The following is a 13,617-nucleotide window of genomic DNA, read 5'->3' on the forward strand; positions in this document are numbered from 1 at the left end:
CAACACCACCCCCGCGCCAGTGCTGGGTTTGCGTACCGCCAGTTATTGCACTGAAAACGAGGGGACCCCTTGATGCGCTCGTGGTTGTAGTAATTGACGTAATCTGCCCGCCCGCTTCGAGCAGATCGACAGTGATGGGTGCCGCAAGTGGGAAACACTCGGCCTTGAGTGCGCCAAGCGATGGGGGCTTGATGCCGACTTGCCCTGTCGCACGGTATCAAGCTAACGTCGTTCACAAGTGGCGCTGCGAAGTGGGTTGAGTGCTCCCTGCACTCAAGGCTCCTGAGTCATTCCCGTTTTCACTCCGAAATTTGCAGCGCTGGGGGATATTTGTTGGTCTTTTTAGGGAGATGGACCGACGATAACGTATGGTTTTTGACGGTTTCATCTACTCGGCAGCACCGCGACATTTCCCTTGCTGAGCTTATTCAGTTCTCGGCGTAGCTCCTTATTGTCTTTGATCAGTTGCTGGACCTTCTCCTCGGCTTCTGCGAGCAAACGGCGTGCGTCATGCCAGTCTAGTTCACCGAGGCGATAGGTTGTGAGCAGATCGTTATAAAGCTCGCGCCACTGGGAGACACGATCAGCTGCACTTCTCTTTGCATCGGGCCGAGATCCCGCATCTCCACCTTTTGCACTCAACAACCAGGGATCAACAATGTTCTTCTTGAAGCTGTGTTTATAGTTGGCACCAAAAAGCGTTTTCGGCCCGACGCCTGAGCGACGCACGAGTTCACTGAGGGTCAAAGCGCCACCATTTGCAGGATAGAGACCGTTGTGCGCTTGGATTTCTTGTTCGATTGTTCTTATGGCGTTAGTGACTTTCTTCACAACCTCGTCATAACGTTGCTCTCCACGCGCAACTGCACTGGCACGGATTTGCTGCCTAGCGGCGTCCGAGAACTTTGAAGGCGCTTTACTATTCATGTTCTCACTGCCCTGCAGAGCCGACCAACAGTTCAACCCGTGGATCTAGTCGCCACTTCTTCTCCAGGTCTGGAAAGCGACCGAGATGCATGCGAACTTGTCCAGCCCAGAACTCAGCGACTAATTCTTGCTGACTTGCGATCTCGAATTCCCAATGCTCTAAGGCCTGCGAAATGCAATCATCTACCTCCTCACGCAGCCAGGCCTGCTCGAGGCGGTGATCACACGAGGTTTGGCAGCTCGATGGATCGGGATGTCCCCGCTTTCTATTGCAAGGACCAAACTGGTTCAAGGACTTCGTGCACATAACGCCGGGGCGGACCAGGTTCCAGGTTGTTCCGCCTAGTGTCAGAATTTCTGCCAAGTCGCGAATGCTCTCCGCTCCCCAATCTTCAGAGCGTCGGTGAGCCGTTTGCCTTTGTTCCGCTACAGCACGACGAATACTGGCAGCCGCAGGTCCTCCAAAACCATCGCTATGGAGTCGGTGGGCGGTGGGTGGATTGGGGCCCTCAAACGAGATCAAATCTCCTAGGGATGACTGGGTCTCGCCTTCAGTGACAAATTTCGTCAAGTCGTCCGAACAGCGGATGATGCGCAGTTCGCGGACGATCTCGTCAATCTCTGCGGAAAGTGCCTTATCTGTCAGGATGTAGTAGAGGGTCATCTCAATATTCTTATGCCCAAAAACATCCTGAAGCAGCTTAGGGGCTTGGACGATGGCGAGGGCCACAAGTCTGGCCAGAGTTTTTCTCAACCGATGTAGTCGAATTGCCTGTCCACCAGGTTGCTGTTCTAGTCCCAACGACCGCGAGTAATGTCTTAACAACTCAGCCAAAATCGTTGATGTCGCTGGCCTGCCGCGGTTTCCGGATCCAAACCACAGATTACTTCGGTAGGTTGTCTCAGCAGGGCTCCACATCGGTTTGGCGGGATTGATCGGAGACAACCGTTCCATAAGAGCTATTAGCTTCGCTTGCTGTACGAATGCACGCACTGCAAGATCCGGTATGGGCCAGTCGCGCCATTCGCCGTTGTGGCGGCGCACAAGTTTATATGTGCGTCCATTCACGAATGCAGTGCCATCGGGCGCGTTGCGGATAGCGCCTCGCTCTATTGTCAGAATTTCACCGTTGCGGCTCCCAGTCGACAAGCCGGCAACGAACAGATGTGCTCCTTGTAAGACCTTAGCCAAGCCGAATAATTGAGCCGCGCGGCGTGGAGGCCATGCTTCCGTTCGAGTGCTATGTTCAGGGCCCGAAACGTCGGCGTCTATTTCGCCGCGACTAATTGCGGTCTCGTCGTTTGAAGTCTTCTTGCTATGGCTCCCCCTCTGGCTTAGCTTCAGGGGAAACGGCAACTTTTCAATGACTTGACCAGTCGCATCGATCCACACTTCGTTTTTTAGGATTGCAGCGCATCGGTCGCTAACTGTACGAATATCATCTTTCGATTCATGGGCCTCCTGCCAAAGGTTCTGAAAATTCGACAAAACACGCAGGATGTTTGGGCCCAGATTCTCAATGATCCAGTGGGACTTCGTCCCAATTTCCTCAACATAGGCATCAGGCAGTGGTAAATGCGGTTCGCAATGCGCCGCCGACGTAGGGGTATCGAAGTCACCTGACACACGGGTGAGTATTTTTGGGTCCACACCCCACAGCGGAGCATCGGTCCACAAACCTCTATCAGATGCCGCATGCATCCGCTTGAGTTCGTTTTTAATGTTCAACTTCACCGAGTTAGAGAGCGGTAGAGCATCTACATTCTCTCTGGACACCGAGGCGAAGCGAACGAGGGGTAGGCTTGGATTTTTTCCCTCTCCAAACCCTGTATCTACTTCATCTAAAGCAACCATTGCATTGGCGACCGCGATCGCCGCAATGAACGCAACGCTCTGGTGGGCCATCATAGCGAGCACCGACGGGTCTAAGCTATCACGACCGTTACGTAAGCTAACAGGGGCGATACGACACAAGACGAGGTAGCGATTGCAATTTAAAACCGCGCTATCAACTAAGCCTTGTATTACCGGCTCTACGTCACTTCCTCGCGATACAGGCTGCTTAAGATGAACCCGTAAATTGGCCAAAACTCTTTCTTCGATTCGAACATTCCAATGCGATCGGGATCCGACTGGGAACCACTCTCGTGGAGTCATCCATGTCGTCCAGTCGTCGCCATGCCCGAGCAAGTACTTCACGTGCTGAAGCTCCAACTGCCCCATCCGTTGTACATCCTCGGCGGCATATTTGGCCAGAACCACGTCCGGTGAGGCTTCAAACGCGGCTCTGACCTCCCGTTGAATGACGTGTCCCCTAGCCATTTTCAGGCTTTGTTGTAGAACCCACGCCATTGAATTCAGGCACCCGGTGCAGGCCCTTTTCAATGCTGAGTGTCCAAGCGTCGAACGTCGCCTTAACCAAATCACCTTCAAAACCGAACAGCGCCGCCTCGGTATTCCTAAGTTCGGTGTGCAAAGAAACTTCTCCACCGCGATGGAAATGCTCTGCGGGTATTCGGCTTTGAAGGTGCTGCAATTCGGCGAGCCGCATTGCAAGCCCTCTTAACGCCTCCGGCGCTATCACTGCATTTTCAGTGCATAGGGTGCAGCGATGTACGGTGCAAAGTGACTGCCCGTTAACGACAAATTGAGGGTCAAGCCGGCTCGGAGGTTGGCGCGGATCTTTGCAACCTATTCCCAGCCTGCTCTTCTTGAGCTTGCGGTACTCGGCCAGTCTCATTTTTTGGTCCGAGGTAATACCCCCGGTTTCCACAACTTGCCGCAGAGCAGTGTGATCAAGCCGTCCGGAAGAAACAACCATCGCCCACATTTCGTTTGTATACGTGACGAAGATGCGTGCGTGTTGCTCTTTAATGATGTTGCTTTCCAAGTATTTCGCCGTCATGGAGGGCGAGCGATGTCCTAGCGCCTTCTGAACGGCCAATACTGATCCGCCCGAAATTCGATACGCATATTCGGCAAAAATGCTTCTGAAGTCGCTGGCGTTTACTGCTGGGATCAGGTTCTCGCGTGCAGCGCGGTTCTCATTGACGCTCGTAACGACAATTCGCAGAACTGGCGTGTTTCGTTCATATTTATCGTAGTTTTTATCGTCTAGTGCGTGAATACCGTTTCTGGTGCGATAGAGCCAAACGCTTTCAGATTTCCGCTGCAGTTCCATGACCGTCAGCCGGGCTTCTGTAAGCGATACGAGATCGGCGTTCGCCACCAGTAACTGATTAAGTTTTATTTTTGCAATACGGAGGAGACGAACAAGTTCCTGCCGTAATGGCCAAGTTCGTTCAACTATTGTGCGAACTATTTTCCCTGGGGACCGATCTGCCTTCCAATCACCGTGCAAAAAGTGGTCCGACGAGCCTCGCTCTTTAAAGCCAGTCATGATGTAGCGATTGGAATCCTGCGGGTGATCTCGCAAAAAAGGCATACTTTCGGAGGTGGGAGCAGATGCTTTGACACGTAAGTCCAGTAGCGTTTGCACGTTCCACCCGCCACCAATTAGCGCTAAGTGGAAACCCATACGGATCTCAAAGGCTGTGGGAAAAAGTGTGGCAAACATCGTGTCTGTCGATAGCCCATGGCGCGAAAGTGTCTTCTCTGCTTTTCCTGTTTCTCTACTCCAAAATTTCCTGATGGCACTGGCAGTCGGAAAAGCATCCATTTCAAGAAAAGGAAGCAAGTACTCTGCGTTGCGAAGCCAATCAACCTGCTCCTCGTTGACAGGTGCCCGCTTCTTAGCAAGCATGTCATCCACCATGGCCCAGCGATCAATTGCTCCGAACCAAAAGCGCTTTATTTGAGTAAACAGGTCGCGCGACTGTGCTTGAGTAGGTATTTCTCGAGATGACTGCAGGAACTCAGGTCCGATCCATGGAAGGGGCCGCATCCCTTGAGCCCGTCGGGTCATGTCTGCAACAGACCTGAAGGATGAAAATATGCCAGGTGAAAAGCGTTGCACTGCGAGTTGCTGGTGGAGGTGCGTCAAATCCTTGACACTGCGAACAGGCGTGACGGCGATTCCAGATTGTGGAGACAGCGCTTCCATCTCGTCGAAAAGACGCCACCACATTTTTAAGTCCGCCACTCGACCCCGACACGTTTTTTCTGTGGCAAACATCAGTTTCTCTTTAATTGCTGGCAGCAGTTCATGGATCAAAGTAGGCCGGCCGCTATAGCCACCAAGCCAGCGGTCCTCAAGTCCTGGTTTTTTCGGCTTGTCCTGCCCTAATTCGAGGTCTGACAGGTCAACGAGGCACGCCTTTCTAGCGTGTTGTGTCCAGAATCTTAGAGGGCTGTCAGTGCGTCGCAGAAGGTCTGGTGAATAGATTGGTTCCGGATCCGCGCCTTGCCGTGGAAGATGGTCTTTCGAGATCTTTCTGAGCGTCATTAATGATCCTCAGACCAATCAACCATCGTTGATTGATACCGTTCGGGTAGAGCTTCATCGAGCTGGTTGCAGACCCAACGAACGTACAGGCTCGTGGTGGTGCTACTGATGTGCCCAAGCTGCGGAACAATTTTCAGCTCTATAACGCCCTTCATCAAAATCGCAGTCAATGTTCCCGGTCCTGTGTAATTGGGCTCTCGGTGCTCCCTACCATCCCGAATTTCCTTGACAAGCGTGGAGCAGGCCCACCAATGCCTCCCGAGGTGAGGAGACCATGCCGGATACGGGAGCGCTCCAGACTTCCAGGCGGAGTAGAAGCTTGAGGCAGATTGACGAATGCCCTCGGGATTCAGAAACAGGTGTACAGACCTGTTCAATCTCTCTCGCTGAGCCTCCGGGCCGCGCGCCCCGCCAACCCACTTTTTAAGGAGTCGGGGCCGTATTTTTGTGCGGTACGCGTGCAACTTTTCAGCGAAGTGAAGGGGGATCTTGATCTGCCGCTCGGGTCCAATCTTGTCGCTGTGAACCTCGTCTATCCCACTGTCTTTCCCCTTAGTACCGTAACGTAGGCGTACAGACACTAGCTGGTGCTTAAGATCTGCTGTCGGGTTGACGATGACCCATTTTTGAGGGTCCAGCGGCAGGGTATCGTTACGCCAACACGCAACCTCTTGCCGCCGAGCCGCCGACATCAGGACCGTTTCACACATGAGCCCTAGAGTTTGGCCTCGTAACGTATAGACAGACTCGAGCCAGATGTCTACTTGGTGATCAGTCGGCATCTGCAGTTCCCCGGGCGACTCTCTACGACGTCCTTGTCGTACATCGTAGGTCCGTGGCCGAGAATTTCCTGCGCTATGAGACCTGCCTGGGTAGGCGGTGCGCGTGACATACGGGACTGCGAAATGCGAACGCTTGCCCTTCCAAGTCATCCACTGGAGATAGTCCGTAGCAGTGTCGACATAGCTGTTGACCGTCTTGTCGCTCAATGGCCTGCCATCCTTGCCCCACTTCCCGGAGACTAAATCAGACTGAAATCCGTCAAGGACGTGTGCAACATAGTCGGCTCTGGCGGGGTCGATTGTTTTTTCTTCACACCACTCCAAGAAGTTGCAAAGCCACCACCCGTAAGACCGAATGCTCGTAGCTGCGGGGCGGCTTCCTTGTGTACCCGGGTGGGCTCGATTCCACATTCCCAAACCGAGATCGACCAAGTACTCGGAGCCATCGCGGTGGATGCCAGGACGTGCGTCGAGGATGAACGGAAGGTGCGCAACCCGGCCATACCCTGCCCGTGTCAATTCCACAGACCTTGGTTTTACTAGTTTGAAGTTGTACTTTCCCATAGATGACCGAAGTTGTAGGGTTGCAGGGTTGTTAGGAATACCGATCGGCGTTTTGTACTATAAAGGTGCACATCGTGGCCTATTGCACCGACCTGGGTTTTGGTGCGGCGCGCGGGGCCGAAATGTTGTCGCTGATGCTGGCGTGCGGCATTGTCAGCCGCCTGGTGTCGGGCGTGATCTGCGACCGCATTGGCGGCGTGCGCACGCTGCTGCTGGGCTCGGCGTTGCAGGGCGTGGGGCTGATGCTGTTTCTGCCGTTTGACGGGCTGGTGCCGCTGTACGTCATCTCGGCCATGTTCGGGCTGTTCCAGGGCGGCATCGTGCCGGCGTACGCCATCATCATCCGCGAGTATTTCGCGCTGCAGGAGGCGGGCGCCCGGGTGGGCGCGGTGATCATGGCCACGCTGATCGGCATGGCGCTGGGGGGCTGGATGTCGGGCTGGATTTTTGACGTGACGGGCAGCTACCAGGCGGCATTCATCAACGGCATGGGGTGGAATCTGCTGAATCTGTCGATCATGGGCTGGCTGTATTGGCGCATACGCCACCAGCGTGGCGTGGTGGGCCGGGTGCAACCCAGTGCGGGGTGAGCGCAGCGCGCGACGCACCTGCTAACAACGGGCGCGCCAGCGCTGAGAGAAAATTCGAGTAAAAATGGGCTGTAACGCTTATGTGTAAAGCGCCAATAGCTATTAAAATAATAGCAATTATGCTGAGGTAAACTGCCTCGATAGAGGGGGCTAGCGGGGCACGATCACCATCCAGCCCACGCCAAAGCGGTCGGCCACCATGCCAAACGCGGTGGCAAAAAACGTGGGGCCGAAGGGCATCTGGATTTGGCCGCCGTCGGCCAGGGCGTCGAACAGGCGCTGGGCTTCAGTGTCGGTGGCGGCGGTGATCGAGAGCGCGAAGCCTTTGAACAGGCCTTCGCCCGAGCGCTGCCCGTCTGAGGCCATGATCTGCGCCGCGCCGATCTGCAGGTTGGCGTGCATGATTTTGTCCCCCGCCATGGTGTTGCCGGGCGGTGGTGGCTCGGGGTTGTCCTGGTAGCGCATCAGGGCGGTGACCTGGCCGCCCAGGGCCTTGCAGTAAAAGTCCAGCGCCTCTTCGCAGCGGCCGTCAAAGAACAGGTAGGGCTGCACTTGCATGGGGTATCTCCTGCGGTATGGAGGTGCAGGTATACAACTTTTCGTAGCGGCTGTCGCGCACCGCCGGGGGTGCGCAACCAGTGCTTACAACGCTTGCAGATAGCGCTGCGCCAGTTCCTTGCGGGCCGCATCGTCCAGCCCCAGCACATCCACCAGGTAGGTATCGATGCCGCCAAAGTCAGCATCCACGCGGTGTAGCGCAGCATTGAGAAAATCTTCCTGCACGCGCCACAGCACGGCCAGTACCTCTGAGGGGGCCAGGCTGCCCAGGCCTTCGGGGCGGCGGTAGAGGCCGTTGGTGAGCAGGTAGTCCTCCATGACGGTGGCGCGCGGCACGCCCAGCGCCAGCAGGATGAGCGCAGCCGCAAAACCGGTGCGGTCTTTGCCCGCCGTGCAGTGGAAGACGATGGGGCTGTCGTTGTCGAGCAGCAGGCGAAACATTTCAGCAAAGCGCGGTGCGTTGTCGTGCACAAAGCCCCGGTAGGTCTCCTGCATCAGGCCCACGGCGTCTTGCGCGGTCAGGGCGTGGCCTTGCTGTTGCAGGGCCAGTGCACGGTGGATGACGGTGGGTTCAATGGTGAGCGGGTGGTAGGCCACGCCGGGCAGCGCATAGGCCTGGGCAGCGCGTTCGCTGGCGCCCCGGAAGTCAATCGCGCGCGTAATGCCCAGCGCCTGCAGCCTGGCCTGGTCGTCCGGGGTCAGGTCCGCCAGGTGGTCTGAGCGGAACAGGCGCCGCCAGCGCAGCGTTTGGCCCCCCAGGCCCTGGTAGCCGCCCAGGTCACGGAAGTTGCTGGCACCGGCCAAGGGCAGAGAGCGGGTGGGGTTAGTGGAAGGCGTAGGGGGGTGCTGCTGTTGCATGGCCAGTGGGTGGGTACGGTGCGAAGAGTGCGAATGCGCGATGACCCAGCTTAGCCCATGCGGGTGACGGTCCGTGTCACGCGGGTATCGGGGGCCTGGTGTATGCCCTGGGTACCCGCAAGTCAATGCGGCAGCGTGGTGACTGCGCCATCCACCGGCAACTCCTGGCTGCCCTTGGGGCAGGGCAGGTCGGTGTAGGTGGTGCGGCCGTCTTTCAGGCATTTGCGCGACTGCGGGCGTGCGGGCTCTGAGGCACCGGGCTGGGCCGGGTGGGCCTGTGTGGGGCGTTTCATTGTGGGCGGCAGGGTATCGGCTCCGGGGCGGGTGATTTTCTTCCAGGCCTGTTCAGTCCAGGGCCCGGCCTGCGGCCACCACTGGTCGGCCGTCCACCAAGCGGCAGCCGCAGCGGCCACCAGGGCTGCTGCCAGGGCGGTAAGGATGGTGCGCTCTCTGCGGCTGCGCATAGGCTACCGGTTAGCCCAGGTGATTGCCCAGAATGCCCGCCAGCTCGAACATGCCCGCGCTGTCTTTGCCAAACACGGCGCGCAGCCTGTCGTCGGCAACGATGGTGCGCTTGTCCTTGGGGTCTTGCAGGTTGTGGGCCTTGATGTATTCCCACATCTTCTTGACGGCTTCGGGGCGGGCTACGGGGTCGGTACCAATCACAGCGGCCAGGGCGGCACTGGGCGTTTTGCCAGCGGCGGGTTTGCGCGGTGCCTTGGCGGCCGCTGTTTTGCTGGCGGGGGCTTTTTTGGCAGCAGCAGGTTTTGCAGTCTTTTTGGCTGCGGCGCTTGTCTTGCCTGCCTTGGCAGCTATCGTTTTAGCGGCAGCACCCGGGCGTGGCGGGAACTTGCTGGGGGCAAATTCAAAATTGACCTTGCCCGCCTCTTTGTCCCACGCCAGGTGGGCCTTGAAGGCGCGGCGGGTGCGCATGCTGACAAACTTGTCGAGCAGGTCGGTCTTGCCGGTGGCCAGCAGCTTGTGCATCTGCTCGCGTTCCACGGGCTGCTGCAGGATGATCTTGCCGCTCTTGAAAGTGCAACTCGGTGTGGGCTGCGCGGCGGTGGGCACGGCCTTGCTGCACACATAGTTGCTGCCGTGTTCGTGCACGTCGGAGCCGCAGAGGGGGCAAGGGCCGAGGGCAGCGTCTTCAAACGCCACCAGCTCGCCCGATTCCTCGCCTTTTTTGTCGTCGCCAAAATCGAATTCGAGCTTGTAGTTGTGTGCCTCGTCGTCGTATTTGATGACGATCTCGGACGTGAACGGCCAGCCCGCCTTGGAGCGAAAGCCCTCCAGCGGGCCGATCTTCTTGTCGCGCAGCAATGCGTTGGCCTCGGCGGTTTCAAACGTGCGGCCTGCGGGCGATTTGCCAAAGCTGAAGCCGCAGCCTTCGCTGCCTGCCTTGCCCACGCAGGCAAAGCGGCGGTAGTTTTCTTTGACGACACCGCCGCAGTTGGGGCAGGGTGATTCGAGCGTGGCGTAGTCGCCGGGGATGGTGTCGCGGTCGTATTCCTTGGCCTTTTTCACCATGCGCTCGGTCATGCTGGCAATGCCGGACATGAAGGCCTCGCGACTGAGCAGGCCTTTTTCCATTTGCGAGAGCTTGAACTCCCATTCGCCGGTCAGGTCGGCACGCGAGAGTTCTTCCACCCCCAGCCCGCGCAGCAGCGTCATGAGCTGGAACGCCTTGGCCGTGGGGATGATTTCACGGCCTTCGCGCAGCATGTATTTTTCGGTCAGCAGGCCTTCGATGGTGGCCGCGCGCGTGGCGGGCGTGCCCAGGCCTTTCTCTTGCATGGCGCTGCGCAGCTCTTCATCGTCGATCTGCTTGCCCGCGCTTTCCATGGCGCCCAGCAGCGTGGCTTCGGAGTAGCGGGCGGGGGGCTTGGTCTTGAGGCCCTTGGCGTCCACCGGCGCGGCCAGGGGCCTTTCGCCCGGCTGCACGGCCACCAGGTTCTGGCCCTTGTCACCGTCTTTGCCGCCTTCCACCTCGCCCGCGGCTTCTTTGCCGTAAATGGCCAGCCAGCCGGGCTTGACCAGCACCTTGCCCTCGGTCTTGAAGTGGTGCTGTGCGCCCGCTGCATCGATGCGGCTGATGCGTGTCGTGACCTGGTATTCGGCGCTGGGGAAAAACACCGCCATGAAGCGGCGCACCACCAGGTCGTAGAGTTTTTGTTCGGCTTCGGACAGGCCGCTGGGGGCTTGCAGTGTGGGGATGATGGCGAAGTGATCGCTGACCTTGCTGTTGTCAAAGATGCGCTTGGTCGGCCGGATGTAGTTGCCATCGAGCGCCGTGCGCGCATGCGGCGCCAGGTGCGCCATGCCGCTGTGGGCCAGCATTTCAAAGGTCTCGCGGGCCACCGGCACATAGTCCTCGGGCAGGGCGCGCGCGTCGGTACGCGGGTAGGTCAGCGCCTTGTGGCGCTCGTACAGCGACTGGGCCAGCGCCAGCGTCGTCTTGGCCGAGAAGCCGAACTTGCCGTTGGCCTCGCGCTGCAGGCTGGTCAGGTCGAACAGCAGTCCGCTGGCCTGGGTGGTGGGCTTGCTTTCTTCGGTGACGGTGGCCGGCTGGTTGCGTGCGGCGTTGGCGATGTCCTCGGCTTCGCGTGCAGACCATACGCGGTCGGCGCGCATCTCTGCGTCGTCGGGGTTCTTCTTCCACTGCGGGTTGAACCACTTGCCGGGGTAGCGGCCGGCCTGGGCGGTGAACTCGGCGTGGATTTCCCAGTAGTCGCGGCTGATGAACTTGCGGATTTTTTCCTCGCGCTCGACCACCAGCGACAACGTGGGCGTCTGCACCCGGCCCACGGTGGTCAGGAAGAAGCCGCCGCCTTGCGAGTTGAACGCCGTCATGGCGCGCGTGCCGTTGATGCCGACCAGCCAGTCGGCTTCAGATCGGCTGCGGGCGGCGTCGTGCAGGCCCTGCATTTGCTGTTCGCTGCGCAACTGGTCGAACCCGTCACGGATGGCCTGCGGCGTCATGCTTTGCAGCCACAGGCGCTTGATGGGTTTGCCCAGTGGCACGGGTTTGCCCGCCTTGTTGCCACCGGCGTACTGCTCGATCAGGCGAAAGATCAGCTCACCCTCGCGGCCCGCGTCGCAGGCGTTGATGATCTCCGTCACATCCTTGCGCTTGGCCTGTTTGACGACGGCGTTCAAGCGCGTCTTGGTTTTATCGACAGGTTTGAGATCGAAATGCGGCGGAATCACCGGCAGGTGGGCAAAGCTCCACTTGCCGCGTTTCACGTCGAATTCCTCGGGCGCCTGGATCTCCACCAGGTGGCCGACGGCGCTGGTGACGACATAGCGGTCGTTTTCGAAATGTTCGTCGTGCTTGTCGAATTTGCCCGCCACCGGGGTGAGGGCGCGCACGATGTCTTGTGCGACCGAAGGTTTTTCTGCAATTACCAGTGTTTTGGTCATGTTGGGTCTCGCCATACAGGCTGCCACGGGGCCGGGCCCCGGGCGCTTCTACAATCCTTGCTTCACACACGCGTACACGCGCACGCGCATGTGTGCACTATCAAGTTAACAGAGTTTTGCCATGCCCCGCACTGCAACCGCCGCCGCCGTTGGCCGCCGCATCCAGATTCGCCGCTCCGGCGTACACGGCAAGGGCGTGTTCGCGGTGCAACCCATCGCCGAGGGCGAGGTGCTGATCGAGTACACCGGCGAAATCGTCAGCTGGCAGGAGGCGCAGGACCGCCATCCGCACGACCCGTTGCAGCCTAACCACACCTTCTATTTCCATGTGGATGAAGACCGTGTGATCGATGCCAACTTCGGCGGCAATTCTTCGCGCTGGATCAACCACAGCTGCGACCCCAACTGCTTTGCCGACGAGGTGGATGGCCGCATTTTCATCACCGCGCTGCGCAACATTGCAGCAGGGGAAGAGATCAACTACGACTACGGTCTCATCATCGACGAGCGCTATACCCCCAAGCTCAAGGCCGAATACCCTTGCTGGTGTGGCGCGGCGTCCTGCCGGGGCACCCTGCTGGCGCCCAAGCGCGGCTGGGTTGCCCCCGAGCCGCGTGCCAAGGCAACGCCGCCCCGCACCCCGCGGAGGGCCAAGGCATGACCGCCCCGCTGCGCTGGCCGCTGGAGGCGATCTGGGAGGCGGTGGTGCCCCAACTGCCTGGATTTACCGCCGAGGTGCTCCCGGCACTGGATTCGACCAACACAGAACTGATGCGCCGCGCGCGCGCGGGCCATACCGACCCCGTGCTGCTGGTGGCCGAGCAGCAAACCGCCGGGCGCGGGCGCCTGGGCCGCGACTGGCAGAGCGTGCGGGGTGATTCACTCACTTTTTCGCTGGGCCTGCCGCTGGCGCCGGTCGATTGGTCGGGCCTTTCGCTCGCCGTGGGCGTGAGCGTGGCCGAAAGCCTGCAGCCCGCGCTGCCGCTGCCCGGCAGTGCCCTGCCGCGCATTGGCCTGAAATGGCCCAACGACCTGTGGCTGGGCGGTGCGCAGGGCGACCGCAAGCTGGGCGGTATTTTGGTGGAGACGGCCAGCTTTGTGGTCCCGCAGGCCGCCGCCCCGGCGCACACCGCGCCCGGCCGCTACGTGGTGGTGGGCGTGGGCCTGAACGTGCGCCCGCAGCATGGCCAAGGCATGTCGCTGCCGCCAGGCTGCCTGCAGGAGATGGATGCCCGGCTCGATGCCCCCACCGCCTTGCTGCGCATTGCGCCACCCCTGGTGGGCATGCTGCAGTTGTTCGCCACCTATGGTTTTGCGCCCATGCAGCCGCGCTTTGCGCTGCGCGATGTGTTGCAGGGGCGCAGCGTGCAGCTGAGTGACGGCACCAGCGGCACCGCGCACGGCGTGGGCGACGATGGTGCCTTGCTCGTGCATACTGCGGGCGGCATGCTGCCCGTGACCAGTTCCGACATCAGCGTGCGGCCCGTGGCCGCCAGCATGCCCTGACCA

The 13,617-nt window shown here is 59.3% G+C and carries 9 protein-coding genes and 1 pseudogene; 3 read left to right on the forward strand and 7 right to left on the reverse strand.

The genetic code is table 11. The features are described from left to right. Positions 1 to 384: 384 nt before the first annotated feature. The 3 genes from ACYVOC_RS15595 to ACYVOC_RS15605 are packed head-to-tail and all read right to left on the reverse strand — an operon-like array spanning position 385 to position 5,333. On the reverse strand, positions 385 to 927 hold the full coding sequence (locus tag ACYVOC_RS15595) for a hypothetical protein (protein WP_116005289.1): 543 nt from the start codon (positions 925 to 927) through the stop codon (positions 385 to 387). A gap of 4 nt (positions 928 to 931) precedes the next feature. Continuing rightward, complete coding sequence (locus tag ACYVOC_RS15600; RefSeq protein WP_461162393.1) at positions 932 to 3,190, reverse strand: site-specific integrase; 2,259 nt, start codon at positions 3,188 to 3,190, stop codon at positions 932 to 934. Positions 3,191 to 3,242: 52 nt separating this feature from the next. Beyond that, complete coding sequence (locus tag ACYVOC_RS15605; protein ID WP_133243638.1) at positions 3,243 to 5,333, reverse strand: site-specific integrase; 2,091 nt, start codon at positions 5,331 to 5,333, stop codon at positions 3,243 to 3,245. Positions 5,334 to 6,741: 1,408 nt separating this feature from the next. Here ACYVOC_RS15605 and ACYVOC_RS15610 point away from each other — a divergent pair. After that, a pseudogene (locus ACYVOC_RS15610) lies at positions 6,742 to 7,269 on the forward strand (MFS transporter); the annotation flags it as partial. Between the two features lie 150 nt (positions 7,270 to 7,419). Here the strand turns inward: ACYVOC_RS15610 and ACYVOC_RS15615 are convergent. The 4 genes from ACYVOC_RS15615 to ACYVOC_RS15630 all read right to left on the reverse strand — a co-directional run bounded on the left by ACYVOC_RS15615 (position 7,420) and on the right by ACYVOC_RS15630 (position 12,108). After that, the gene (locus ACYVOC_RS15615) at positions 7,420 to 7,827 is read right to left on the reverse strand and encodes a VOC family protein (RefSeq protein WP_461162394.1); all 408 of its coding nucleotides are present in this window, start codon (positions 7,825 to 7,827) and stop codon (positions 7,420 to 7,422) included. Between the two features lie 84 nt (positions 7,828 to 7,911). Next, on the reverse strand, positions 7,912 to 8,685 hold the full coding sequence (locus ACYVOC_RS15620; protein WP_461162395.1) for a tyrosine-protein phosphatase: 774 nt from the start codon (positions 8,683 to 8,685) through the stop codon (positions 7,912 to 7,914). Positions 8,686 to 8,807: 122 nt separating this feature from the next. After that, complete coding sequence (locus tag ACYVOC_RS15625) at positions 8,808 to 9,149, reverse strand: DUF4124 domain-containing protein (RefSeq protein WP_461162396.1); 342 nt, start codon at positions 9,147 to 9,149, stop codon at positions 8,808 to 8,810. Positions 9,150 to 9,159: 10 nt separating this feature from the next. Then, positions 9,160 to 12,108 (reverse strand): DNA topoisomerase III, encoded by a 2,949-nt coding sequence (locus ACYVOC_RS15630; protein WP_461162397.1) that lies wholly within the window; start codon positions 12,106 to 12,108, stop codon positions 9,160 to 9,162. A gap of 121 nt (positions 12,109 to 12,229) precedes the next feature. Here ACYVOC_RS15630 and ACYVOC_RS15635 point away from each other — a divergent pair, with 121 nt between their 5' ends. Both ACYVOC_RS15635 and ACYVOC_RS15640 read left to right on the forward strand, forming a co-directional pair. Continuing rightward, positions 12,230 to 12,769, forward strand: coding sequence for an SET domain-containing protein (locus ACYVOC_RS15635; protein ID WP_461162398.1), 540 nt, complete (start codon positions 12,230 to 12,232; stop codon positions 12,767 to 12,769). After that, positions 12,766 to 13,614 (forward strand): biotin--[acetyl-CoA-carboxylase] ligase, encoded by an 849-nt coding sequence (locus tag ACYVOC_RS15640; RefSeq protein ID WP_461162399.1) that lies wholly within the window; start codon positions 12,766 to 12,768, stop codon positions 13,612 to 13,614. The genes ACYVOC_RS15635 and ACYVOC_RS15640 overlap by 4 nt, the downstream gene beginning before the upstream one ends. Positions 13,615 to 13,617 lie beyond the last annotated feature (3 nt).

The organism is Simplicispira piscis (assembly GCF_054783455.1).

What these genes read in the sequence shown, in the direction of transcription:
- ACYVOC_RS15595 (WP_116005289.1), bottom strand. Translation starts at nt 927, where the DNA reads ATGAATAGTAAAGCGCCTTCAAAGTTCTCGGACGCCGCTAGGCAGCAA.
- ACYVOC_RS15605 (WP_133243638.1), bottom strand. Translation starts at nt 5,333, where the DNA reads ATGACGCTCAGAAAGATCTCGAAAGACCATCTTCCACGGCAAGGCGCG.
- ACYVOC_RS15615 (WP_461162394.1), bottom strand. Translation starts at nt 7,827, where the DNA reads ATGCAAGTGCAGCCCTACCTGTTCTTTGACGGCCGCTGCGAAGAGGCG.
- ACYVOC_RS15620 (WP_461162395.1), bottom strand. Translation starts at nt 8,685, where the DNA reads ATGCAACAGCAGCACCCCCCTACGCCTTCCACTAACCCCACCCGCTCT.
- ACYVOC_RS15625 (WP_461162396.1), bottom strand. Translation starts at nt 9,149, where the DNA reads ATGCGCAGCCGCAGAGAGCGCACCATCCTTACCGCCCTGGCAGCAGCC.
- ACYVOC_RS15630 (WP_461162397.1), bottom strand. Translation starts at nt 12,108, where the DNA reads ATGACCAAAACACTGGTAATTGCAGAAAAACCTTCGGTCGCACAAGAC.
- ACYVOC_RS15635 (WP_461162398.1), top strand. Translation starts at nt 12,230, where the DNA reads ATGCCCCGCACTGCAACCGCCGCCGCCGTTGGCCGCCGCATCCAGATT.
- ACYVOC_RS15640 (WP_461162399.1), top strand. Translation starts at nt 12,766, where the DNA reads ATGACCGCCCCGCTGCGCTGGCCGCTGGAGGCGATCTGGGAGGCGGTG.